Below are 23,926 nucleotides of genomic sequence, written 5' to 3'. Positions count from 1 at the left end.
GTCAGATTCTCTATATAGAGAACCTGACATCTGCTTGTGCTTATCGGAGCCGAACGAGCCGCTTCTGCTTTTCTTATTTCGCGACGAGTACAGGACAGTTGGCTGAATTAGTGACTTTATCACTGACGCTTCCTAGAATGAGTTTCTTTAGTCCACCTAGTCCTCTGCTCCCAATGATAATTAAATCGTTGTTATTTGTTTCAGCAAAATGACAAATAGATTTGGCGGCATCACCTATAACTATCTCAACAGGGGCATCGACGTGCTCCTGCGCCAAAAGTTCCTGCATTTTAGTTACCGAATTTTCTGCGGGGTCATAATTGGAGCCTTGCAGATGTTGTTCATTTGGGACTCGATGTTTTGCGTTAGGAGCATACATGTTAAGACCTTCGAGTCCATATCCACCTGCTGCAAATCCTTCCGGTTGTCTCGTTTGAATGGGAGCACCTGTCATTCTTTCTTCTAATACATGTAATAGTGTAATATTCGTATTTAGTTTCTTTTTCATACTTATTCCAATTCTTACCGCTCGTTTGCTTCCTTCTGAACCATCATAAGCAATTAGTACATTATTGAAAGTATGCATATCTATTCCTCTCCTTTTTTATCGGATTTGTTTAGTATTTAAGTACCCTATACAACTAGGTTATTAAACGTAGGAGGAAAGATATTTATTGAATTTTGAACTTATTGAATAGCTATCTTTTGAAACAGATTAACATCAAATAGCCCAGAGTCCGTTAGTTTTAGAGATGGAATAACTGGGAGGCTAAGGAAAGATAGAGTGACAAAAGGATTGAAATTAGTATGATTGCCAACGATTGTTAAAGCTTCGTGAAGCTCATGTATAGAATTTAAAACAACTTCAAGAGGTTGATCAGACATTAATCCTCCGATGGATAAAGGAAGTGTTGCAACAACATTTTGTTGAGAAACAATGACTAATCCACCTTGTACAGAGTGAAGTGTTTGAATCGCTACAAGAAGATCCTCATCATTCGTTCCTACAGCTACTATGTTGTGGGAGTCATGGGCAACAGTAGATGCGATGGCACCTTGTTTTAATTGAAAACCTTTTACAATGCCGAGGCCGATTTTCCCTCTTTCTTTATGTCTTTCCGCTACCACTAGCTTAAGTTGATCATTTCCAATGCTAGGTATAAATACACCATTATTCGTGTCAACTTTTTCTTTTAGATGATTAGTAACAAGGCTATTAGGAATGATTTCTATAATGTTACAAGCCTTTGTGGCATCGACTTTTAACATTAAATCCTCTTTGGATAATGCCTTTGCAAATACTGTTTCTGTTAGTTCTAATGGAATATCAAAATATGTTCTATCTGTTTCCGCATCTAATAATTTCCCCTGATTTACTACAAGCTTTCCATTCTTAAATACATTATTAATTTTAAATTTTTCAAGGTTATCTACTAGAACAAGATCCGCACAAAATCCGGGTGCTACTGCCCCTTTATCGTGGAGGGAGAAGCACTCTGCTGCATTAAGGGTAGCAATCTGAATTGCAAGCAATGGGTTAAGACCTTCCTCAATTGCGAGGCGAATATTATGGTCAATGCTACCTTCGGTCACTAAATCGTCGAGGTGTTTATCATCTGTACAGAATAAAAATCTTCGAGCGTTGCGTTCATTTACAGCTGGTAAGAGAGCTTTGATGTCTTTGGCAACAGAGCCCTCTCTCATCATTACATACATGCCGCGTTGTGTTCGTTCGATTGCTTCTTTTGCAGTAACACATTCGTGGTCGGTTTTTATTTGTGCAGCACGATAAATATTGATTCCATCCTGAGATAAACCAGCACCATGACCATCGATTTGCTTTTGATGAAGGAGGGCATCTGTTAGCTTTTGTAACATTTCATTATTTGTATCTCTAACGGAAGGAAAATCCATAACTTCCGCTAGTCCTAAAACTCGTTTTTGTTGATAAAGTGGAGATAAATCTTTTGCATTTAATGTTGCACCGTTATGCTCGAATGGAGTAGCTGGTACACATGATGGGAGCATGAAAAAAACATCAACAGTTACGTTTTCTGTTGCATCTAACATGAACTGAACTCCAGCTGTACCACTAACATTGGCAATTTCATGAGGATCGGTAATAATCGTTGTAACACCATGTGTTAGTATGGTGTTTGTGAAATGATATGGATGTATCATCGAGGATTCCATATGAACATGTCCATCAATTAAGCCTGGACAAATAAAAGCACCATTTGCATCATGCGTTTCCAAACCTTCGTAATCACCGATGCCAATAATGACGCCATCCTTTATTGCGACATCTGCTTCAATTATCTCTAGATTAAAAACATCGATAATTTTTCCATTTTTAATCACTAAATCGGCTGGGATCTTTTTTGCAGCTGCTTTGATAGAATTTTCTAGTTTTCTTTTCATCTTCGTCTCCTCCAATAGGTAGAAATTCAAAAAACCCCAAGAATTGATCATGGAGTTTGACATAGGAGAGAGTATGGAAGAAATCTACAGGAATGAACTCATGCTAGAATAGGTGCGGACATAAAGTAGATTCTTTTTCTCATCTCGTAGTCAAACTTTTTACGGTAGTTTGGTAGAAACTTATGGACCATATTTCCAAGATTATACGAGTAGTTCAATAGAATTGTTTATTCATATTAAGTTTCCTCATTATAAAAGGGTCAAACCCGAGTAGTCAAGGAGGTCTGAATTAGCACAATTATTAGAATACTAATGAAAGGCGGCATTATCTTGTAAAATGGATATGTTATAGTGTTTGAGTAAAATAAAGGTTTAAACAACAATATAAATCAATTTTTCTTCTATTGTAGTAATAGAAAGATGGTTTTATGCTGTAATACCCTAAAAAAAGTGGGTTGTGATGCGAATTACTTTGTTGCATTAATGGGAGGGTTCTTATGGCTGAAAAAGCAGTGAAAAAAAAGAAAAGAATTAGTATGCGTGCATTGTTGTTGCTAGTAAGCTTACTTGTGTTGATTAGTTTGTTAGCAATGGAATTATATATAAAAACAAGAGATGTAAGTGCGTTAACAGAACCTTTACCTCAGGCTACTGTCATTTATGATCGGAATGGCGAGGTTGCGAGTAAACTGACAGCTAATCAGATAGAAGGAGTACCTTCTAATGAAATACCAGATGTGATGAAGATAGCAGTGGTCGCGGTGGAGGATCACCGTTTTTATGAGCATGATGGTTTTGATTTTATTGGAACAGCACGTGCACTTTCTACGAATATAAAAGCTGGTGGAGTAGTACAAGGGGGTAGCACTATTACTCAGCAATTGGCGAAAAATGTGTTCCTGACCCATGAAAAAACATTTAAACGGAAATTTGATGAGTTTTTTCTTGCTAAGAAAGTAGAGAAATCTTATACAAAGGATCAAATCATTAGTCTGTATTTAAACCAGATATATTATGGAGAAGGAGCATGGGGAATTAAGAACGCTGCAGCTGTCTATTTTGCAAAGAATCCAGAGGAATTATCACTTGCAGAAGCGGCAACATTAGCAGGCTTAATAAAAGCTCCATCAGTTTTCTCACCTTTAAATAATGAGGAACGATCGATTCAAAGAAGGAATCTCGTGCTTCATCTCATGTATGAGCAAAACTTTATTACTCTTGAGGAGTTAGAAGCGGCAAAAGAGGAAGAACTAAAGCTAGAGTCAAGACATGTGGATCCTTATGAAGGTAAATATCCTAGTTTTATGGATTATATACTAGAAGAGGCCGATAAAATGTATGGATTAAGTGAAAGTGAGCTTTTAGCTGGGGGATATAACATTTACACTTCTTTAGAACCGAAAGCGCAAGAAGCAATAGAAGAAGTATTCGCAGATTCAGCGAATTTTCCTACTGCGCCGAATGGGGAAGTAGCACAAAGTAGTGGAATTTTAATCGATCCAAAGTCAGGTGGGATACTTGCATTAATGGGAGGGCGAGATTACCAATTTCGTGATTTTAATAGAGCAACTCGTCTTAATAAACAACCAGGCTCAACAGTTAAACCACTGTTGGTTTATACACCTGCATTAGAACAGGGCTACGATATGTATGACATGCTAAATGATTCGCCCATTGATATAGGAGGGTATAAGCCACTCAATCATACTTTAGATTATCGGGGCAAAGTAACTATGTATGATGCAATATTAAATTCATATAATGTTCCAGCAGTATCTCTTTTGCATGAAATTGGTGTCCAATCGGGAGTGGAAGCAGCTAGGAAGCTATATTTACCCATAACAGAAGATGATCATAATCTTGCTAGCTTAGCGCTTGGTGGTTTTACGGATGGTATCGCACCGAAGCATTTAGCAGAGGCGTATTCCATTTATCCAAACAAAGGTGAACTGGTGGAATCGCATGCGATCTTAAGAGTGGAAACAGGTGATGGTGAAGTAGTCGCAAGCTTTGAAGGTGAAAAAGAGCAAGTTACTTCTAAGGAAGTAGCAGAAAAAATAACTTTTATGCTTAAGGAAGTAGTAGAAGAAGGAAGCGGGACAAACGCACTTATCTCAGGTCGGGAAGTAGCTGGGAAGACTGGTTCCACGCAGACAAGAGATAATAATCATCGAGCTACCTCTAATCAATGGTTTGTAGGATTTACGCCACAGGTAGTCGGCGCATTTTGGATTGGGTTTGATAAACCTACAGAAGAACTTTATTTACCAATTATTTCAGGTGCTGGAAGTCCAGCAGCAAAGGTTTTCCAACAAGTGGTGACAGCTGCTTTAAAAGATGAGCCAGTTGAATCTTTTGAGTTACCTGGCAATCTGAAAAAGCCGAATAAAGTTAGTGTGCAGAAGAAAGAAAAGAAAAAAGAGCGATCGCGTAATAGAGGAGAAGAGCGTCGAAAGAATAGAGACAGTGAAAAGAGAAAGAACGACGATGACGATTAAGCTTGGTAAAACTCCTGCTACCGAAACATGTAGAGGCACCACCAGTCTTAGAAAAACCTGCGTCTATATAAGAGCCTTGATAAAAATCAAGTACTAGGTTTCAAAAAATCGTTTGACATATCAGGGAAAGCTGATAAGATAATTACTGAAATTAGTTTTATTGGATTCACCAAAAAACTATATAATTCTTACCACTAGGGGTGCCTTTTGAAGGCTGAGATTAGAGTGCGACTCTAAGACTCTTAGAACCTGATCTGGTTAAAACCAGCGTAGGGAAGTGGTCGGTCGAGCACTATATCTCTTAAGTATAGTGAAACAACTATTTGTGTACTCACCACCTTTCTTGCGCAAGCGAGGAAGGTGGTTTTTTGTGTTTGTATAAAGGCGACAATCTATTTTCAGGGTGGCCTTGTTTTTAAAAATTATATTTACTGGAGGAATGAAGGATGAAATTTTCACAAGAGATTAGAAAAAAAGCCGATCATATTTGGGAAGCAAGCTTTCACCATCCGTTTGTCACAGGAATTGCGGATGGAACATTGTCTTTAGAATCGTTTAAGTATTATGTCTTGCAAGATGCGTATTATTTAAGCCATTTCGCAAGAGTGCAAGCTTATGCAGGAGCAAAAGCATTTGATTTACATACAACTTCAAGACTTGCAGCCCATGCGCAAGGAACGTATGAAGCAGAATTGTCATTACATGAGAATTTTTCAAAGAGATTAGGAGTTACAGAGGAAGAAAGAAAAAACTTTAAAGTCGCACCAACTGCACATGCATACACGTCTCATATGTATCGCGCTGTATTAACAGGTGGACTAGGGGAAGTAATCGCAGCGCTTCTACCTTGCTATTGGCTCTATTACGAAATCGGAGAAAGATTACAAGGTGCAACACCCGATGAACCAATTTACCAAGAATGGATTGCAGCATATGGGGGAGACTGGTTCCGTCAATTAGTAGAAGAACAGATTAACAGATTAGATGAATTAGCAGAAAAAGCAACAGAGGAAGAAAGAGCAAGAATGCTAGAGTATTTTATGTTTAGCAGTCAATATGAATATTCCTTCTGGGAAATGGCCTATACTTTGGAACAATGGCCAGTTACAGAAGAGAAAATTAAAGCGTAGGTGGAGAGAAACATGAAGCAAGGCTTAAAGTTAACAGATATATTAGTAACGATAGTAATAGCATTGGTCTTTGGAATCGTGTATAAAATTTGGGGACCAGTTTATAACTTTTTAACACCATTTGGACTTCATATTAATGAATTGTCTTATGGAATGTGGTTTATTGCGGCGTCTGTAGCATATTTATTAATTCGTAAGGCAGGCGTTGCGTTTTTAGCAGAGGTGGCTGCTGCTTCTGGGGAATTTTTGGTCGGTTCCGAGTATGGTCTAATGGTATTAATTTATGGTGTAATTCAAGGATTATTTGCAGAATTAATCTTTATGAGTTTTCGATATAAACGTTTTGATATGTTGGTTGTATCATTAGCTGGTTTCGCTTCAGCAGTTGGCTCCTTGCTTTTGGATCTTTTCAGAGGGTATTTGTTTGATTATGTTTGGTGGAGCTTAACCTTGATGATAACCTTTAGAATTATTGGTGCTATTTTACTTGCTGGTGTTCTTGCTTATGCATTAGTAAAGGCATTAGAGGCAACGGGAGTTACAAGTCTACTACGTCCTGCAAGTAAAGAAGACTACGATTCTTTAAGGAGATAAAAGGAGGCCATTATGGAGCCATTAATCCAAACGATAGATTTACGACTCAAGTATCCTGGCGGTAAGCAATTGTTTCATGACTTAAACATCTCCATCAAAAAGGGAGAAAAGGTACTGATATTGGGTCCATCAGGAAGTGGAAAATCAACTCTTCTTCAAGTATTAGCAGGATTAATTCCGCAAGTGTTGGAAGTTCCGATGATAGCCAAAGAAGTGATATACCCTGAATCTTGGGGCTATGTGTTTCAAGATCCCGATTCTCAATTTTGTATGCCCTATGTGGATGAAGAGTTAGCTTTTGTTCTAGAAAATTTAGCCGTACCTAGATCGGAAATGAATGCTAGATTACTGGAGCTATTAGACAAGGTGGGGCTTGAGTTAGAGAATCCACATATAAGCATCCAACAACTTTCAGGCGGGATGAAGCAGCGGTTAGCCATCGCTTCTGTCCTTGCGATGGAGCCAGAGGTATTATTTTTAGATGAACCGACAGCTCTTTTAGATCCAGATGGAACAGAAGAGGTTTGGGACACGATTAAGGATGTTGGAAAAGATAAGACAGTTATTATAGTGGAACATAAAATTGATAAGCTTTTGGATTTTGTTGAGCGTGTTGTTGTTTTAAATGAAGCTGGAGATATTATTACTGATGGACCAACAGAGGTAGTTTTTCGTGATTCTCTTCCCTTATTAAAGGAGTATGGTATTTGGTATCCCAATGTTTGGCGAGATTATTTACAAACAAGAAAGCCGAAAATCCTTAGTAGCTTTTTAGAGGATGAACCGATTATTAAGGTACAGGATTTCTCTGGTTTGCGAGGAAAGCTAAAAAAAATATGGGTAAAGGATGCGGAAGTCTATAAAGGTCAATGGATTACCATTATTGGAGAGAATGGCGCAGGCAAAAGCACCTTAATAGAATCGTTGATGAAATTGCTTAAAACGGAAGGAAGCTATGAAATAATGGGCGAGGCAGTTGATGCAATCCCCTCTGATCTCATAACATTTGTCTTCCAAAATCCAGAATTCCAATTTGTTACAACATCGGTTTATGATGAAATTGCCTATACACTGCGGTTGAAAAAAGTTAGTGAGTTGGAGACGAAGCAAAGAGTAGAGGAGCTATTAGAAAAATTCCATCTACATCATGTAAGAGATAATCACCCCTACCAACTTTCCACTGGGCAAAAGCGCAGGCTTAGTGTAGCTGCGGCTGTTGTGCACCAACCGAAAGTTTTATTATTAGATGAACCTACCTTCGGCCAAGACAGCAAAAATACTTTTTCGATGCTGGAGTGGTTAGAAGCAATAAAAAATGAGGGTGGAACGATTATAATGGTTACGCACGATCTCCATATTGTAAAAGAGTTTGCGGATCAAATATGGTTCGTAAAACAGGGAGAGGTTTCAAGCATTATGGATAAATCGGAATATGCTAGAAAAGAATGGAGTAGGAGTAAAAGCGATGCAGTTGGCGCTATCTAAAAACAGTACTTGGATGCACGATGTAAATCCAAGCTTTAAGCTATTAGGTATGATACTGATTTTTATCAGTATTATACTGATTCACAATATAAATGTAATGATAAATGTAACCTTCCTATTTTTTATTATGTATTTCTTCTTAACTGGACATACCTTTAAACTAAAAAGTATCTTGCTAATCCCTTTTTTACTGCTGTTTTTTTCTTCAGCTATTTCAATGGTGTTATTCGGAAAAGGGGATACCACCTGGTTTCGTGCTGGAATCATCCATATTACAGAGGAGAGTTTTTACCGAGGTGTGCATTTAGGGTTACGTTCCATGGCCTTTGCTTTTTGTGGGTTGATTTTCGCTTTAACTACAAAGCCGGTGTTTCTGTTCTATTCATTGATGCAACAGTGCAAGCTTCCTCCGAAGTATGCCTATGGGTTCATGGCTGGAGTACGTTTGCTTCCTATAATGTTTGAAGAGTTTTTTACTTTGAAAAAAGCTCTGATTGTAAGGGGAGTCGAACAAAAAAAGGGTGTAAAAGCATTTTTGAAAAAAATACATTATTATAGTATACCTTTGTTGTCGCAAAGTATCAGAAGGGCACATCGTATAGCTGTGGCTATGGAAGCGAAGAGATTTATGCAACAAAAGCAACGAACTTATTTTTATGAAATTAGGTTTAGCAAAAAAGATCTCTGGTTTTTTCTTGTTTTCTTATCTTTATATGCAGTCGCATTTTACGGGGCATCCTCCATTCCTTATTTGCCGATTACGGATGTTCGTTACAAGTAATTCTTGATATCTTTAAAAAGTAAATATATTATGCTATACTAAATTCAACAAGAAAATAACGTATCACTAGGGGAGTCATGATTGACTGAGATGGAAAATGTAATTTCCAGACCCTTTGAACCTGATCTGGCTAAAACCAGCGTAGGGAAGTGGACCATTCTATTATTGTTGGGGAAGTACATACCACATTTAGATTAGCCACTCTTTGCGCAAAGAGTGGCTTTTTTTATGGAATAAGAACGTATAAAAATATCCAATAGTACTTTCCTATTTCGATTGATATAAAAGGGTGAAATGAATGCAGCTACATGTAATTACAGATGGCAAGAAAACAAAAGAAGAACTAGTAGTCATCCTTTCTAGCATACATCCCTACGTAGACATGATACATGTGAGAGAAAAGCAACGAACAGCAAGAGAACTTATGAAATTAATAGAAGCATTACTTGATAAGGGTGTGCCAGCTGGAAAGCTTATTATCAATGATCGAGTCGATGTGGCTCATACTCTAGGCTTGAGGGGAGTTCAGCTCGCTTATCATAGTATAGGAGTTTCACAAGTTCGTAGATGTTTTCCTACTCTTTTAATAGGGAAATCCGTTCATTCATTTGAAGAAGTAAAACAAGCGGAACATGAGGGAGCAGATTATGTCCTATATGGTCATGTGTATTCCACATCGTCAAAGGAAGGATTGCAACCAAAAGGCTTAAGTGAACTAGTAGGGAAGATTGCGTCACTATCTATTCCAGTTATAGCCATTGGAGGCATAACACCAGAGAAAGTGTTCGAGCTTAAATCTTGTGGAGTTAGTGGAGTAGCCATCATGTCAGGGATAATGGATGCAGAGAATGTGGTGGAAGCAACAAAGGCCTATAAATCTAGTTTACTGGTAGAAACGGAGGGGCTTTCATGAGTACTAGTTATGATGTTATTATCGTTGGCGGAGGAGTTAACGGATGTGCTTCCGCTTATTATCTAAGTAAAAGTGGCAAAAAAGTTCTTTTACTTGAAAGAGAGCGGATTGCAGCTAAAGCATCAAGTGCAGCAGCAGGAATGCTAGGTGCACAAGTGGAGGTTACAGAAGAAGGCCCACTTTTTGAAATTGCAAAAGAAAGCAGGGCCATGTTTCCTAGTTTACAATCAGAATTGAAAGAGTTCTCTGGAATTGATATAGAATTAGTTCAAAAAGGTATGTTGAAGATTGCTAGAACGGAAAAGGAAGCTCAGCATTTAAAGCAAATGTTAGAATTCCAACAACGTCTAGGGGAAAAAGCCTCGTGGCTCGATAAAGAAGCTGTTCTTAAAAGAGAGCCTGCTCTTGGTGGAGAGTTAGTCGGAGCAATGGACATTCCGATGGATGGTCATGTGAATCCAGAAAAATTAACTCATGCATTTGCTAAGGCAGCTACCAATTTAGGAGCAGTAGTGAAGGAATATGTAGAAGTATATTCTTTTCAAAGAGATAAAGATTCCGTTTTTGCAGTTGAAACTAGTGAGGGAACATATTCAGGAGCTTCATTCCTTGTTGCAGCAGGTGCATGGAGTAAACGTTTATTAGCAGAGTTAGCTTTGCCTATCCCTGCCTATCCTGTAAAAGGAGAATGTTTTTCTGTAATTACGGAAAGGCCACTTATTACAAGTACTATTTTTACAGATTCCTGCTATATTGTTCCGAAAAGTGGAAATCGACTTGTGGTTGGAGCAACAATGGTACCTCACACATTTTCTGAACATGTCACAATTGGTGGATTATCCTCGTTAATGAGTGAAGCAACAAAAGCGTTGCCTGCGATCGCAACGGCTAATTTTGAACGTTCATGGGCTGGAATCCGCCCACAAACTGGAGACGAACTTCCGTTTTTAGGTGGGCATCCCATATTAAAAAATGTTTTAATTGCAACAGGTCATTACCGCAACGGAATATTGCTGGCACCGATAACAGGTAAGCTTGTTGCGGATATGGTCGATGGTTTGAGGATACCAATTTATATGTCGGCATTTTCGTTAAATCGATTAAAAGAACCTTTAAAGAGGTGAAGGATATGAAATTAGTAATAAATGGAGATCAAGTAGAAGTTCCAACAGACGTAACGACTGTTGCTGCCCTTCTAAAGCATTTTCAACTTGATCAAAAGGTAGTTATCGTAGAAAAAAATAAAGAGATTTTGCAAAAAGATAGTCATGAAGCAGAAATTGTTGCAGAAGGCGATCAACTTGAGTTAGTCCATTTTGTAGGAGGCGGATGATATGTTAACAATTGGTTCATATAAATTTAATTCTCGATTATTACTTGGAACAGGGAAATACCCAACATTCGATATTCAAAAAGAGGCTGTAGCTATTTCGGATGCGGAGATTTTAACTTTTGCTGTAAGACGCATGAATATTTTTGAAGCAAGTCAGCCGAATTTTTTAGAAAAGCTTGATCTTGATAAGTACACACTTCTTCCTAATACTGCAGGTGCCAAAACAGCAGAGGAAGCGGTACGCATTGCCAAGCTTGCAAAGGCTTCAGGTTTATGTGACATGATTAAAGTAGAGGTTATCGGTTGCTGGAAAACGTTATTACCAGACCCAGTGGAAACATTAAAAGCAACGGAAGAATTGATAAAAGAAGGCTTTATTGTATTGCCTTACACTTCGGATGATGTTGTATTAGCGAGAAAGCTGGAAGAGCTTGGAGCACATGCGATTATGCCAGGTGCATCACCAATTGGATCAGGGCAAGGGATTATTAACGAATTAAATTTAGGCTTCATCATTGAACAATCCAATATCCCAGTCATTGTTGATGCTGGAATTGGTTCACCGGCTGATGCTGCAAAAGCGATGGAACTGGGAGCGGATGGTGTTTTATTAAATACAGCGGTATCTGCGGCAAAGGATCCTGTGAAAATGGCTCACGCGATGAAACTTGCGATTGAAGCAGGTAGATTAGGGTATGAAGCAGGACGAATGGAGAAAAAACGCTATGCAACGGCAAGTAGTCCAAGTGAAGGAATGAGCGTGGGATAATGGAACGCTATTCGCGCCAAACCTTATTTGCACCAATTGGGGAAGACGGCCAGAAACAAATAAGCACCAAGCATGTTCTGTTAATTGGAGCGGGTGCTCTCGGAACAGGAAATGCGGAAGCATTAGTACGTGCTGGAGTGGGAAAGTTGACCGTCATCGATAGAGATTACGTAGAATGGAGTAACTTGCAGCGTCAGCAATTATACAGTGAACAGGATGCGCAGGATAAGCTTCCAAAGGCTGTGGCCGCAAAGGAACGTTTACAGAAAATCAATTCTGAAGTGGAAATTGTGGCACTGGTGAACGATGTTACAGCCGAAAGTCTAGAAAAGCTTGTGCAAGAAGAAAGTGTCGATTTGCTGCTTGATGCAACCGATAATTTTGATATTCGTTTAATTATGAACGATATTGCTCAGAAATATGAAATTCCATGGGTATATGGTGCATGTGTAGGTAGTTATGGGATTACTTTTACAATCTTGCCAGGCGAAACGCCGTGTCTTTCGTGCTTGCTTAAAACGGTACCACTTGGAGGAGCTACTTGTGACACGGTGGGAATTATCGCTCCAGCTGTAAGCATGGTAGTGTCACATCAAGTTGCGGAAGCACTGAAAATCCTTTCGGGAAATAGCAAAGATTGCCGAAAAAAACTTGTCTCGTTTGACCTTTGGAAGAATCAATATGTTGCAGTTGATGTTCAAAAAATGAAGGACGCTGCTTGCCCTAGTTGTGGGGATTCGCCGACGTATCCTAATATTTCTTTTGAAAATCAAACTAAAACAGCGGTCTTATGTGGACGGGACTCTGTTCAAATCCGTCCTTCACACAATGGAGAACGGGACTTACCTGAACTAAAAAGAATGTTACAGACTCAAGGGATTCAGTTTGAAAGTAACCCGTATCTCTTATCTTTTGAAGTAGAGAATCATAGATTGGTTGCTTTTAAGGATGGAAGAGTACTTGTCCATGGAACTAAGGAGATAAGTGCTGCGAAATCATTGTATTATCGATATTTTGGTTAAGGGACTGAGGAGACTATGGTATATAAAGCATTGACCATTGCTGGTTCAGATAGTGGTGGTGGCGCAGGAATTCAAGCAGATTTAAAGACCTTTCAAGAATTAGACGTCTTCGGTATGTCCGCCATTACAGCCATCACTGCTCAAAATACTTTGGGTGTTCAAGGGGTTTATCCTGTGCCATTAGAAGCTGTTATTGAGCAAATGGCATCTATTCAAGCAGATTTACAACCAGATGCCCTCAAAACAGGAATGCTATTTAGCAGTGAGTTGATTGAGGCGGTTGCTCTAAATGTGAAAAACTATCAATGGGGTAATTTAGTAGTGGATCCGGTGATGATTGCTAAAGGAGGAGCAAAGCTTTTACAAGAAGAGGCGATTCGTTCCTTGCGGGAGTCTTTAATTCCTTTAGCTACCGTTATCACACCAAATATTCCAGAAGCAGAAGTTCTTACAGAGAGAACGATTGATACGATAGATCAACGAAAACAGGCTGCAAGGATGCTCCATAAACTCGGAGCAACTTATGTAGTTATTAAAGGTGGACATGGTAAGGAAGAAGAACTTGTCGATTTATTATTTGACGGAGAAAGCTTCTTAGAATTGACTAGCAAAAGAATTCCAACGAAAAATACCCATGGTACCGGTTGTACTTTCGCAGCTGCGATTACCGCGCAGCTTGCAAAAGGGCATTCAGTGGAGAGTGCAGTGAGAGTTGCCAAGCAATTTATTCATGCTGCTATTGAAGCGGATTTGAAAATTGGAAGCGGACATGGTCCAACGAATCATTGGGCATACAAGAAAGCAGGAATGACTGTATGAACAAGATGAAAGATTATTTACGGTTATATTTAGTGATGGGTAGCCCGAACTGTCAAGAACGCGATCCAGTTGAAGTGTTACAGGAAGCAATTGATGGAGGCATTACTCTTTTTCAATATCGTGAAAAAGGTGAGCATGCTTTGACAGGGGAAGAGAAAATACGACTTGGTAAAGCACTAATGAATCGCTGTCAAGAGGCTAACATTCCATTTATCGTAAATGATGATGTGGAATTAGCACTGTCATTAGGTGCGGATGGTGTACATATCGGTCAAGATGATGGCACTATTTCTGATGTAAGAGAACGTATGACTGGGAAGCTAGTTGGGGTTTCCGTGCATAATGTGGCAGAAGCACTAGAGGCAGTTGCACAAGGTGTTGATTACATTGGAGTTGGACCAATGTTTTTTACAAATACGAAGGTAGACATTCAAGAGGTACAAGGTCCACGTGTGATTCGTGAAATTCGAGAGGCTGGTATTCTTTTACCTATCGTTGGAATCGGTGGCATTACCCTAGCTAAAGCGCCATCTGTCTTGGAGGTTGGAGCAGATGGTGTTGCAGTAATCTCTGCAATCACACATGCCGAATCGCCAATGAAAGCTGCAAGAGCATTCAGATTTCAGCATGGAATGGCCGATAGTAAGAGGGTTTAAAAAAATACATATCTATTATTAGTAAACAGTGCTATAATGAGTAAACCATTTACTTTATTACATGTTTGTACCTACCCCCGCTCTTTTAGAGTGGGGTTTTTTTCAGTTTATGAAGTTGTTATGCTATTTATAAAATTAAAGAGGATGGGACAAAACTAAAAAAACACTTACAAAAGACGAACAATTTAAGTACCGGCTCTAAAAACCGCTATTGATTTCCGTGCAAGACTTCGCTTTCCGCGGGTGACCCGTGAGCCTCCTCGGCTTCGCCTGCGGGGTCTCACATTGGCCACTTCTCTAAGCAGGAGTCTTCGTCTTGCACTCCAATCAACCGCTGGAGTAGCCTAAAAATTAAACGTATAGTTGAACACATAAAAAACCCGAACTAATTTGATCTTAAAACTCAAATTAGTTCGGGTTTTTCTTAGACTAAAACTCTTTTGTCCCAGCCTCTTAAAAGAATTATAAAGTTACGGTTTCTTTTTGCTTTAACTCCATTGCAGGTCCGAAAAATTCATAATGGATTTTTTCTTTAGGTACTCCTATATTTTCTAAGTGGGAAACTACAGCTTGCATAAAAGGAACTGGGCCACAGACATAAAATAACGAACTAGCTTCTACTTGTAGACCTTTCAGTATTTCCTCTGTTATAAATCCTTCAAATTGAAACTTTTTAGATGCACGATCTTCATTAGTTGGAGTTTCATATACTAAAACGGTTTTTCCGTCCTTTATTTTTTCGATTGATTCAGTGACTTCTTTACTAAATGCGTGCATCATTCCATTTTTCGCAGCATGAATAAAGGTCGTTGAGCGATTTGGTTGTGTGATTGCAATAGTTTTCAACATGCTTAGCATAGGTGTGATACCAACGCCACCACTAATTAAGTAGACTGGTTCGGCCACCTTCATTTGTAGCGTAAAATCCCCAGCAGGTGCTGTGAGTTCTAGTTCATCACCGATATTTAGATGATTATGAAGGTAGTTGGATACTTTTCCTTCTGGAAGATTATCAATAACTTCTTTCTTTACAGAAATACGATAATATTCTCCATTAGGTGTATCTGACAAACTATATTGGCGATTTAATAAATATTGTTCTCCAGGTATGGATAATCGGATAGTAATGTACTGTCCTGGAGTAAAAGCAGGCACGTTAGTACCGTCTGTTGGTTTTAAATAAAAGGAAGTGATAACAGAGCTTTCGATTTCTTTTTTCACGACTTTAAAAGATTTAAAATTCTCCCAAGCATTATTGGAATTCTCTGCTTCTGTGTACATTTCTTTTTCTACATCGATGAATACTTGTGCAATAACACCATATGCCTCACCCCAAGCCTCGATGATGTCCTCTGTTGCTGCTTCTCCTAACACTTCTTTTATTGCTAGTAGTAAGTGCTGACCAACAATCGGATAATGTTCAGGTTTTACTTGTAAGCTCCTATGTTTGTGTGCTATTTGTTTTACTGCGGGTAGCAATACTTCTAGCTGATCAATATAGGTAGCAGCTGCATAAATAGTATTTGCTAATGCTGTTTGTTGACGGCCTTTTGTTTGGTTAGCATGATTAAAAATATTCAGAAGTTCCGGGTGGTTTTCAAACAATCTCTTATAAAAGTGAGTTGTGATTTCTAGGCCTTTTTCGGCTAAAACAGGCGCTGTTGCCTTTACTATTTTGATCGTCTTTTGGCTTAACATAAAAATATCCCCTTCAAAGATATATTTTAAATACATCTTTATTGTAATGGATTAGGGGTTTAAAGTAATATATAAAATACTTCTTTAACGAATCTGTCACATTCTTTTGTCTGATTTGTGAAAACAGGTCATGGTAGATTATTAGGAGGAGATTAAGAGAAGTGTAGGAAAAATAAAGAGACTCCCAATTTGGGAGTCTCTTTTATAAGGTGAAATAATTATGCTTTGTTTACGTTAGCTGCTTGGTCGCCACGGTTACCTTGAACGATTTCAAATGTAACTTTTTGACCTTCTTCTAAAGATTTGAAACCTTCGCCTTGGATAGCTGAGAAGTGAACGAATACGTCGTCTCCGTCTTGGCGTTCGATGAATCCGAATCCTTTTTCTGCGTTAAACCATTTTACTGTACCTTGTAACATGTTGTTACCTCCTATGTGCTTTACGCACAATGTATTACTATTCTTGCTCAAACAATATCAAGGCGAAAGTTAAATCTTAACTTTGAATCCTTACATACCGAACAAAAATAATTCCTCTTAAGAATAACAGTAAACTGGCAAAATAGCAAGAGTAGATGATATTCCTCTAGGAATCCCAGCACCCTTCGACAAGGAGAAAAAAACTCCTGCTGGTGCCTGGCACCGGCAGGAGTTTTTTCTTTAATTTTCATAAAAATTAGTAATTGACAATATCTTGTCCAAAGTGATAAGTTAGTATGGTGGAAATTATATGAAACTATTATTTTAAAGGAAAGGGAGGGTTCGAAGATGATTAAGTTATTTAAAGATGTAGTAGTGGTAGATTTTTTCAATTTAATAAATCTCGTGACCTGTCCTAATAAAGAATTCGTTTTGTAAGATGTAAAAAACGATTCTGTACCTCCTTTTGATTATTATAAAGGCAATAGGAATGTATAACACAGGTCACTTAGAGAGCGTGACGTGTGCTTTTTTATGTTCTGAAATTCTAGGCATACCGGCTAACGTTCGGTATGCCTTTTTTTTGCCTTCTTTTGTTTCTATATTCTTCCATGATATCTTAGGTAAAAATCCAAATACTTAAAACGGAGGAAATGAAAATGAATCAGAAAAATGTTGTTGTTCGTTTGATCATGTATAAAGAGGCTTCAGATGGAGGGTAGTTCCTCAATAAATTACAGAATAAAAAGGGGTTGGTATAGATGCTATCAGTTTTAGGAAAATTGACTTGGTTTTTTAAAGAACATTGGAAAAGATATGTTATCGCTATTGCGCTGCTAATTTTTGCGGGGTTTTTAGAGATTATTCCGCCAAGAATGATTGGGATGGCCATTGATGATATTCAAGTTGGAGCGTTTACAGGAGAAAGACTTACTCAATATGTGGTGTTTTTATTTGTTCTTGCATTCGTTATCTATGGAATCACATATGTATGGATGTATCAGTTATTCGGCAGTTCCTTTTTAGTAGAACGTTCCTTACGATCTAAACTAATGGGGCATTTGTTGAAGATGACACCTACATTTTATGAAAAGAATCGAACAGGAGATTTAATGGCGCGTGCCACCAATGATTTGAAGGCAATCTCGACAACGGCCGGATTTGGTGTATTAACGCTTATTGACTCCACGGTATTTATGCTAGTGATTCTTGGGACAATGGGATTTTTAATTAGTTGGAAATTAACGCTAGCCGCGATTTTACCATTGCCAATTATGGCGCTGGCGATGAATATTTATGGGAAAAAGATACATCAACGTTTTACCGAAGCGCAGGATTCCTTTGGCGATATGAATGATCGTGTTTTAGAATCCATTGCCGGAGTAAGGGTGATTCGTGCTTATGTGCAGGAAAAAGCTGATCAAGCTAGATTTCATACCATGACAGATGATGTATACAAAAAGAATGTAAAGGTAGCTATTATAGATTCATTGTTTGAACCGACGATTAAATTACTAGTCGGAGCAAGTTATTTAATTGGATTAGGATATGGAGCATATTTAGTGTTTCATAAAGAAATAACCCTTGGCGAACTCGTTTCTTTTAACGTATATCTCGGAATGCTTATCTGGCCGATGTTTGCAATTGGGGAGCTTATCAATGTGATGCAACGAGGAAATGCTTCCTTGGATCGTGTAAATGAAACGTTAGCCTATCAAGCAGATGTTTCTGATCACCACTCACCTGTATCCATTCAAGATCCACAAACAATTGAGTTTGATCGGGTAACCTTCCGTTATCCTTCCTCAGCAGTTGATAATCTAAAAAATGTTACCTTTCATTTGAAGAAGGGGCAAACTTTAGGCATCGTTGGGAAGACAGGTAGTGGAAAAACAACGATTATTAAACAGTTACTTAGAGAGTATCCTCTTGGTACGGGCACTATTTCTATTGATGGGGAACCAATGGAGCGAATCCGGTTAGAGGATATACAAAGCTGGATCGGCTATGTCCCACAGGACCATGTGCTATTTTCAAGAACGGTGAAAGAAAATATTCTCTTCGGGAAGCAGGATGCAACTGATGAGGATATCGCGAAAGCTATTGATTCTTCCGCCTTTAAAAAGGATTTAGAATTACTTCCAGAAGGTCTTCAAACACTAGTAGGAGAAAAAGGAGTATCACTATCTGGTGGGCAAAAACAGAGAATTTCCATTGCGAGGGCGTTTATTGCTAATCCTGAAATCTTGATATTAGATGATTCCTTATCGGCTGTCGATGCTAAAACAGAAGCGAAGATTATTGAAAATATTCGTAATGAACGCAAGGGGAAGACAACTATTATTACGACACATCGCTTATCTGCTGTACAGCATGCAGACTGGATTATCGTGATGGAAAATGGTGAAATTGTCGAGTCTGGTTTGCACGACCAACTAATGAAAGCTAATGGATGGTACAAAGAGCAATTTGAAAGACAGCAAGTTCAATCGCCAAAAGGAGGCGAGGTATTAACATGAAAAAAGTAAAAGCTGGAAAGCGTTTATTTAACTACGCACTAACTCAAAGGAAAACAATCATTATTGCATTAATTATGCTTTCAATCGCAGTTGCAGCAGAGCTAACAGGTCCATTTATTGCAAAGCGAATGATTGATAACCATATATTAGGAATAGAAAAAACATGGATTGCTAGTGAAGAAGCTGGCAAAGATCGAGTATTGTATCAAGGTACCTATTATATTCGAGAGGATCGCGCTGAAAACATCCAATTAGAGGAGGAAGAAACAGCTAGAATCCTGCAAGTTGGTAGGGAATATTATTTTGTCCCTTCTGATATCTCCTTCGATGGTGAACGTAAAGTGTCGAATGGCGAACTTGTCATTACACGTGGTGAGCAACAAGCTAGCTATGAAGCGGAGTTACTAACAAATAGTGAGTTGATCACCTTTTATCAACCAGAGGTAAAGTACATCATCTATTTAGTTGCTTTGTACTTTGGTTTACTAGTAGTAGCGTCCTTTTTTCAATACGGTCAAAGCTACTATCTACAAACTTCAGCGAATCGCATTATCCAAAAGATGAGAGAAGATGTCTTTGGTCAAATACAGCAATTGCCGATTCAATATTTTGACCACCTTCCAGCTGGAAAAGTAGTCTCAAGGATAACCAATGATACGGAAACAATTAAAGAACTATATGTTACCGTACTTGCAACATTCTTTTCCGGACTTATCTATATCACAGGTATTTATATTGCATTATTTCTATTAGATGCAAAGTTAGCTGCAATTTGTTTATTACTGATTCCAATTCTGATCGTTTGGTTTATTCTTTATCGTAGATATGCTTCTGTTTATAACCATAAAATTAGAGCTTTATTAAGCGACATTAATGGAAACATAAACGAGTCTATCCAAGGGATGACAATTATTCAAGCTTTTCGTCGTCAAAAGAAAGCGAAACAAGAGTTTGAAACATGGAATGAGGAGCATTTTTCTTATCAAAACAAATTGCTTAGCCTAAATGCACTAACTTCACATAATTTAGTTGGTGTACTACGGAATATTGCTTTTGTTGTAGTTATTTGGTATTTCGGTGGAGCATCGCTAGGTATCGGTTCGATGATTTCATTAGGGGTCTTATATGCTTTTGTTGATTATTTAGGTAGAATGTTCGGTCCAATTACTGGAATGGTTAATCAGTTGGCCAATTTAGAGCAGGCTAGAGTATCAGCTGTTCGAGTATTTGAGCTGATGGATGAAGCTGGTGTTAAGGTGGCAGATGAAAAGTATCCTCGCTATGAAGGGAATGTTTCGTTTGAATCGGTATCTTTCGGATATAAGGAAGACGAATATGTCCTGAAAGATATATCGTTTGATGCCAAAAAAGGTGAAACAGTCGCACTAGTTGGACACACAGGGTCTGGTAAGAGCTCTATCATGAATCTTTTGTTTCGTTTTTATGACATCGAAAAAGGGAAGATTCTTATTGATGGAGAGGATATTCAACAATTATCGAAACAAGCAATTAGACAGCACATGGGAATAGTATTACAGGATCCATTCTTATTTTCCGGTACGATCGCTTCCAACGTTAGCTTAGAGGACCCATCTATCGCGATGGATAAAGTGAAAAAAGCGTTAGAGGATGTAGGGGCTATGGATTTCATATCGGCTTTACCAAAAGGGTTAGAGGAGCCTGTAATTGAAAAGGGAAGCACTCTTTCTTCTGGTCAAAGACAGCTCATTTCTTTTGCTAGAGCTTTAGCATTTGATCCAGCTATTCTAATTTTAGATGAAGCAACAGCCAGCATCGATACAGAAACAGAGGCTGTCATCCAAAAAGCATTAGAGGTATTAAAAAAAGGAAGAACCACTTTTATCATTGCACACCGTCTTTCTACTATTAAAAATGCCGATCAAATTTTAGTATTAGATCGTGGCGAAATTGTGGAACGAGGCAACCATGCAGAATTGATGAAATTAAAAGGTAGATATTATCAAATGTATGAGCTTCAGCAAGGCAGTAAAGGGCTTGCGGGGTAATTCATTACAAGAAATGGATTTTTCTAAGCAATTCGATTCAGATATAGAATAAATAGCAAGTCAATGGTAAGACGAATTCGTATTGGGATTCGTCTTTTTTCTATGGCAATTTAAAATTTAAGTGATCTGCTAGTTTCATTTGGTTTTTAGAATGGTGTGACAAAATGTCATGTGTTATATTGACATAGTACATTTTGTCATTTATCATTGGTTTATTCATTTTATATGACATCGTGTCATCTTGAGGTGTTTTGGACTCATGAAGTCAGTTTTACTTGATTTATTTAGTGGTTTATTAGGTGATTCATTAAATGTTATAAATAAATAAAGTAATTTCAAAGTTTAGATGGGAGTGTAAAAAGTGCCTAAACAAACCTTTTTTAATTTGCCAATAGATAAAAAAGACAAGTTAATACATGCAGCAAAGAAAGAATTTTCAAGAGTTCCACTGTTTGAAGCATCAATTTCCAATATTATAAAAGAAGCTGGAATTCCTAGAGGAAGTTTTTATCAATATTTTCAAGATAAAGAAGATGTGTATTTCTACTTATTGAAGGAATATTCAACACAGGACAACGAGCTATTTATTTCAATTTTAAAAGAACAAGATGGTGAATTATTCAATACGTTTATTGAATTTTTTCAACTTATGATTAAGAAGTTCCAAAACAAAGAAAATCGCAATTTTTTCAGAAATGCTTTTTTGAATATGAATTATAAGGTGGAAAATACATTATCTCAGATTGTTAGTGAAGAAAGGTTTAATCATCACTTTTTGGAAGTCATTCGTTTAATTAATTTTGAAAAATTGAACATAGCGGATGAACAGGAAGTGTTTCATCTCATAAAAATCATTATGGCAGTAACATTGCAAAATCTTATACAAGTTTTTGCAAAGGAAATACCATTTGATGAATCCTTAAAAAACTATACGTTAGAAATTAACATGTTAAAAAAAGGTCTTTATAAAGAATGAAGGCTTGAATGGTAGTGGTAGAAGAATACAACAAGGATAAAATCTAAACTTAGCTTGTTTTTTTAGAAATTAACTTATATATTCCTTAAAACGCAGGGTGTTTCGAAGCCCCTGCGTTTTCTTTATGGAAGCTATCCCGCTGAACTAGTTATTTAATGGAAAACTTGGGTATAGGAATAATACAAAGCTTTAAAAGCAACTAAAAGGGCTCTCTTTTTTATTCATTTTTATAACATGATTAGGAAAAGATAAATAATGAAACAAAGTCTTTGACAAGATTCAATTCTTTATATAATATACAATATGTTGCAAAAAACAATTCTGATAAGAATACTGGGGGTTTAATGTAATGAAGAAATTACTTACTATATTTACTCTATTATTAACGTTTGTCGTTGTATTAGCGGCTTGTGGTACTAATAACAATAACGGAACAACTGGCGGGGATACAACGCCATCCGAAGAAACGGACAACCTATTATCGAAAGTGGAAGAGGAAGGCACATTATTAATTGGTACGGAAGGTACATACCCTCCATTCACTTTTCATGACGATTCAGGAAAATTAACAGGCTTTGATGTAGAAGTTGCAGAAGCTGTTGCAGAACGTTTAGGTGTGGAAGCAAAATTCATGGAAACACAATGGGACGCAATGTTTGCAGGGTTAGATGCAAAGCGTTTTGATATGATTGCCAATCAAGTTGGTATTAGAGAAGACCGCCTAGAAAAATATGATTTCTCTGAGCACTATATCACATCAGCTGCGGTAGTAGTAGCGCATAAAGATAATGAAGAAATAAATGGTTTTGCAGATATTGAAGGTAAAAAATCAGCACAATCCTTGACAAGTAACTATGCAGATTTAGCACGTGAGTATGGTGCAGTTATTGAAGGTGTTGATGGGTTTAACCAAGCAATTGAACTTTTAAATTCAAAACGTGTAGATGTAACGATTAATGATAAATTATCGGTTCTAGACTTCCAAAAGAACCGTCCAAATGCAGCGATTAAAATTGTCGAAGAGCACGAAAATGCAGCACAGAGTGGATTTATGTTTAGAAAAGGTAATGAAGAGCTTGTAGAAGCAGTAAATGCAGCACTTGCTGAAATTATCGAAGACGGCACATACGCAGAGATTGCAGAGAAATGGTTTGGTGAAGATGTACTTAACTAGTATATTTGCAGATCCTGAACGTCTAGAAAGATTAATAACGATTGCTCAGAGTTCCCTTCTTCCACTGATGAAGGGAGCTCTCTATAATACCATTCCACTTACGTTGATTTCATTTAGCATAGGCTTAGTTATTGCGGTTTTAACTGCTTTGGCACGGATTTCAGGTATTAAGCCGTTACAAATAATCGCACGGATTTATGTATCTATAATTAGAGGAACACCATTATTAGTGCAGTTATTCATTATTTTTTATGGATTACCATCGGCTGGAATCACCATTGATCCATTTCCAGCAGCAGTCATCGGATTTTCATTAAACATGGGTGCGTATTCCTCGGAAATAATCCGTGCCGCTATTCTCTCGATTCCAAAGGGACAATGGGAGGCTGCTTATTCCATGGGTATGACATATCCCCAAGCGATTAAACGAATTATTTTACCACAGGCATCAAGAGTTTCCATTCCGCCTTTGTCTAATTCATTTATCAGTTTAGTTAAGGATACATCACTCGCATCACTTATCCTTGTAGCGGAAATGTTTCGAAAAGCACAAGAAATAGCAGCTACCAATTATGAATTCTTGTTATTATATATTCAAGCAGCCATGTTATATTGGGTAATTTGTTTTGGATTGTCCTTAGTTCAAGGTCAATTGGAACGTCGCTTAGATCGCTATATTGCAAAATAAAAAG

21 protein-coding genes and 3 riboswitches are annotated in these 23,926 nt (G+C 37.8%); of the genes, 17 read left to right on the top strand and 4 right to left on the bottom strand.

Features of this window, described 5'->3' with window-relative positions; translation table 11 throughout:
* Positions 1-73 precede the first annotated feature (73 nt).
* Both BK580_RS17600 and ade read right to left on the bottom strand, forming a co-directional pair.
* The gene (locus BK580_RS17600) at positions 74-586 is read right to left on the bottom strand and encodes a universal stress protein (RefSeq protein ID WP_078381609.1); all 513 of its coding nucleotides are present in this window, start codon (positions 584-586) and stop codon (positions 74-76) included.
* 101 nt (positions 587-687) lie between these two features.
* A complete protein-coding gene (gene ade, locus BK580_RS17595; protein ID WP_078381608.1) occupies positions 688-2,421 on the bottom strand; it encodes an adenine deaminase in 1,734 nt (577 codons plus the stop codon).
* A gap of 127 nt (positions 2,422-2,548) precedes the next feature.
* Positions 2,549-2,650: riboswitch (purine riboswitch) on the bottom strand.
* Positions 2,651-2,918: 268 nt separating this feature from the next.
* Here ade and BK580_RS17590 point away from each other — a divergent pair.
* The 12 genes from BK580_RS17590 to thiE all read left to right on the top strand — a co-directional run bounded on the left by BK580_RS17590 (position 2,919) and on the right by thiE (position 14,421).
* Positions 2,919-4,919 (top strand): transglycosylase domain-containing protein, encoded by a 2,001-nt coding sequence (locus BK580_RS17590; RefSeq protein WP_078381607.1) that lies wholly within the window; start codon positions 2,919-2,921, stop codon positions 4,917-4,919.
* Between the two features lie 186 nt (positions 4,920-5,105).
* Positions 5,106-5,212: riboswitch (TPP riboswitch) on the top strand.
* Positions 5,213-5,365: 153 nt separating this feature from the next.
* On the top strand, positions 5,366-6,049 hold the full coding sequence (tenA, locus tag BK580_RS17585; protein ID WP_078381606.1) for a thiaminase II: 684 nt from the start codon (positions 5,366-5,368) through the stop codon (positions 6,047-6,049).
* A gap of 12 nt (positions 6,050-6,061) precedes the next feature.
* Positions 6,062-6,643 (top strand): ECF transporter S component, encoded by a 582-nt coding sequence (locus BK580_RS17580; protein ID WP_078381605.1) that lies wholly within the window; start codon positions 6,062-6,064, stop codon positions 6,641-6,643.
* A gap of 12 nt (positions 6,644-6,655) precedes the next feature.
* Positions 6,656-8,128 carry an ABC transporter ATP-binding protein gene (locus BK580_RS17575; RefSeq protein ID WP_078381604.1) on the top strand — a complete coding sequence of 491 codons (1,473 nt, stop codon included), beginning with the start codon at positions 6,656-6,658 and terminating at the stop codon, positions 8,126-8,128.
* Entirely contained in the window at positions 8,109-8,909 is an 801-nt protein-coding gene (locus BK580_RS17570) for an energy-coupling factor transporter transmembrane component T family protein (RefSeq protein ID WP_078381603.1), read from the top strand. Before BK580_RS17575 ends, BK580_RS17570 begins: the two co-directional genes overlap by 20 nt.
* A 58-nt stretch (positions 8,910-8,967) precedes the next feature.
* A riboswitch (TPP riboswitch) is annotated at positions 8,968-9,074 on the top strand.
* 133 nt (positions 9,075-9,207) lie between these two features.
* Complete coding sequence (tenI, locus tag BK580_RS17565; protein WP_078381602.1) at positions 9,208-9,822, top strand: thiazole tautomerase TenI; 615 nt, start codon at positions 9,208-9,210, stop codon at positions 9,820-9,822.
* Complete coding sequence (gene thiO / locus BK580_RS17560; RefSeq protein WP_078381601.1) at positions 9,819-10,946, top strand: glycine oxidase ThiO; 1,128 nt, start codon at positions 9,819-9,821, stop codon at positions 10,944-10,946. Before tenI ends, thiO begins: the two co-directional genes overlap by 4 nt.
* A 5-nt stretch (positions 10,947-10,951) precedes the next feature.
* Positions 10,952-11,155 carry a sulfur carrier protein ThiS gene (gene thiS / locus BK580_RS17555; RefSeq protein WP_078381600.1) on the top strand — a complete coding sequence of 68 codons (204 nt, stop codon included), beginning with the start codon at positions 10,952-10,954 and terminating at the stop codon, positions 11,153-11,155.
* A gap of 1 nt (position 11,156) precedes the next feature.
* Positions 11,157-11,924, top strand: coding sequence for a thiazole synthase (locus BK580_RS17550; RefSeq protein ID WP_078381599.1), 768 nt, complete (start codon positions 11,157-11,159; stop codon positions 11,922-11,924).
* Entirely contained in the window at positions 11,921-12,946 is a 1,026-nt protein-coding gene (locus BK580_RS17545; protein ID WP_078381598.1) for a thiazole biosynthesis adenylyltransferase ThiF, read from the top strand. Before BK580_RS17550 ends, BK580_RS17545 begins: the two co-directional genes overlap by 4 nt.
* A 15-nt stretch (positions 12,947-12,961) precedes the next feature.
* Positions 12,962-13,765, top strand: a complete 804-nt coding sequence (thiD, locus tag BK580_RS17540; protein WP_078381597.1) for a bifunctional hydroxymethylpyrimidine kinase/phosphomethylpyrimidine kinase — start codon at positions 12,962-12,964, stop codon at positions 13,763-13,765.
* Positions 13,762-14,421 (top strand): thiamine phosphate synthase, encoded by a 660-nt coding sequence (gene thiE, locus BK580_RS17535; protein ID WP_078381596.1) that lies wholly within the window; start codon positions 13,762-13,764, stop codon positions 14,419-14,421. Before thiD ends, thiE begins: the two co-directional genes overlap by 4 nt.
* A gap of 462 nt (positions 14,422-14,883) precedes the next feature.
* Here thiE and hmpA read toward each other — a convergent pair whose 3' ends face one another.
* Both hmpA and BK580_RS17525 read right to left on the bottom strand, forming a co-directional pair.
* Positions 14,884-16,119 carry an NO-inducible flavohemoprotein gene (hmpA, locus tag BK580_RS17530; RefSeq protein WP_078381595.1) on the bottom strand — a complete coding sequence of 412 codons (1,236 nt, stop codon included), beginning with the start codon at positions 16,117-16,119 and terminating at the stop codon, positions 14,884-14,886.
* A 218-nt stretch (positions 16,120-16,337) separates the two neighbouring features.
* Positions 16,338-16,538, bottom strand: a complete 201-nt coding sequence (locus BK580_RS17525; protein ID WP_078381594.1) for a cold-shock protein — start codon at positions 16,536-16,538, stop codon at positions 16,338-16,340.
* A gap of 761 nt (positions 16,539-17,299) precedes the next feature.
* Between BK580_RS17525 and BK580_RS17520 the strand changes: the two genes are divergently transcribed.
* The 5 genes from BK580_RS17520 (at position 17,300) to BK580_RS17500 (ending at position 23,922) form a co-directional block, all read left to right on the top strand.
* Positions 17,300-19,057, top strand: a complete 1,758-nt coding sequence (locus BK580_RS17520) for an ABC transporter ATP-binding protein (protein ID WP_078381593.1) — start codon at positions 17,300-17,302, stop codon at positions 19,055-19,057.
* Positions 19,054-21,084 carry an ABC transporter ATP-binding protein gene (locus BK580_RS17515; protein WP_078381592.1) on the top strand — a complete coding sequence of 677 codons (2,031 nt, stop codon included), beginning with the start codon at positions 19,054-19,056 and terminating at the stop codon, positions 21,082-21,084. The genes BK580_RS17520 and BK580_RS17515 overlap by 4 nt, the downstream gene beginning before the upstream one ends.
* Positions 21,085-21,445: 361 nt before the next feature.
* Positions 21,446-22,060, top strand: coding sequence for a TetR/AcrR family transcriptional regulator (locus BK580_RS17510; RefSeq protein WP_078381591.1), 615 nt, complete (start codon positions 21,446-21,448; stop codon positions 22,058-22,060).
* Positions 22,061-22,409: 349 nt separating this feature from the next.
* Positions 22,410-23,234, top strand: a complete 825-nt coding sequence (locus tag BK580_RS17505) for an amino acid ABC transporter substrate-binding protein (RefSeq protein ID WP_078381590.1) — start codon at positions 22,410-22,412, stop codon at positions 23,232-23,234.
* Entirely contained in the window at positions 23,221-23,922 is a 702-nt protein-coding gene (locus BK580_RS17500) for an amino acid ABC transporter permease (protein ID WP_078381589.1), read from the top strand. Before BK580_RS17505 ends, BK580_RS17500 begins: the two co-directional genes overlap by 14 nt.
* Positions 23,923-23,926: the final 4 nt, after the last annotated feature.

This window comes from Sutcliffiella halmapala (assembly GCF_002019665.1).
GTDB classification, from domain to species: Bacteria; Bacillota; Bacilli; order Bacillales; family Bacillaceae_I; genus Sutcliffiella_A; species Sutcliffiella_A halmapala.
This window is presented reverse-complemented; position numbering and strand designations above follow the sequence as displayed.

What these genes read in the sequence shown, in the direction of transcription:
- ade (WP_078381608.1), bottom strand. Translation starts at nt 2,421, where the DNA reads ATGAAAAGAAAACTAGAAAATTCTATCAAAGCAGCTGCAAAAAAGATC.
- thiS (WP_078381600.1), top strand. Translation starts at nt 10,952, where the DNA reads ATGAAATTAGTAATAAATGGAGATCAAGTAGAAGTTCCAACAGACGTA.
- thiE (WP_078381596.1), top strand. Translation starts at nt 13,762, where the DNA reads ATGAACAAGATGAAAGATTATTTACGGTTATATTTAGTGATGGGTAGC.
- BK580_RS17520 (WP_078381593.1), top strand. Translation starts at nt 17,300, where the DNA reads ATGCTATCAGTTTTAGGAAAATTGACTTGGTTTTTTAAAGAACATTGG.
- BK580_RS17590 (WP_078381607.1), top strand. Translation starts at nt 2,919, where the DNA reads ATGGCTGAAAAAGCAGTGAAAAAAAAGAAAAGAATTAGTATGCGTGCA.
- BK580_RS17550 (WP_078381599.1), top strand. Translation starts at nt 11,157, where the DNA reads ATGTTAACAATTGGTTCATATAAATTTAATTCTCGATTATTACTTGGA.
- BK580_RS17600 (WP_078381609.1), bottom strand. Translation starts at nt 586, where the DNA reads ATGCATACTTTCAATAATGTACTAATTGCTTATGATGGTTCAGAAGGA.
- BK580_RS17580 (WP_078381605.1), top strand. Translation starts at nt 6,062, where the DNA reads ATGAAGCAAGGCTTAAAGTTAACAGATATATTAGTAACGATAGTAATA.
- BK580_RS17575 (WP_078381604.1), top strand. Translation starts at nt 6,656, where the DNA reads ATGGAGCCATTAATCCAAACGATAGATTTACGACTCAAGTATCCTGGC.
- tenI (WP_078381602.1), top strand. Translation starts at nt 9,208, where the DNA reads ATGCAGCTACATGTAATTACAGATGGCAAGAAAACAAAAGAAGAACTA.
- BK580_RS17500 (WP_078381589.1), top strand. Translation starts at nt 23,221, where the DNA reads ATGTACTTAACTAGTATATTTGCAGATCCTGAACGTCTAGAAAGATTA.
- BK580_RS17505 (WP_078381590.1), top strand. Translation starts at nt 22,410, where the DNA reads ATGAAGAAATTACTTACTATATTTACTCTATTATTAACGTTTGTCGTT.
- tenA (WP_078381606.1), top strand. Translation starts at nt 5,366, where the DNA reads ATGAAATTTTCACAAGAGATTAGAAAAAAAGCCGATCATATTTGGGAA.
- hmpA (WP_078381595.1), bottom strand. Translation starts at nt 16,119, where the DNA reads ATGTTAAGCCAAAAGACGATCAAAATAGTAAAGGCAACAGCGCCTGTT.
- thiO (WP_078381601.1), top strand. Translation starts at nt 9,819, where the DNA reads ATGAGTACTAGTTATGATGTTATTATCGTTGGCGGAGGAGTTAACGGA.
- BK580_RS17525 (WP_078381594.1), bottom strand. Translation starts at nt 16,538, where the DNA reads ATGTTACAAGGTACAGTAAAATGGTTTAACGCAGAAAAAGGATTCGGA.
- thiD (WP_078381597.1), top strand. Translation starts at nt 12,962, where the DNA reads ATGGTATATAAAGCATTGACCATTGCTGGTTCAGATAGTGGTGGTGGC.
- BK580_RS17515 (WP_078381592.1), top strand. Translation starts at nt 19,054, where the DNA reads ATGAAAAAAGTAAAAGCTGGAAAGCGTTTATTTAACTACGCACTAACT.
- BK580_RS17570 (WP_078381603.1), top strand. Translation starts at nt 8,109, where the DNA reads ATGCAGTTGGCGCTATCTAAAAACAGTACTTGGATGCACGATGTAAAT.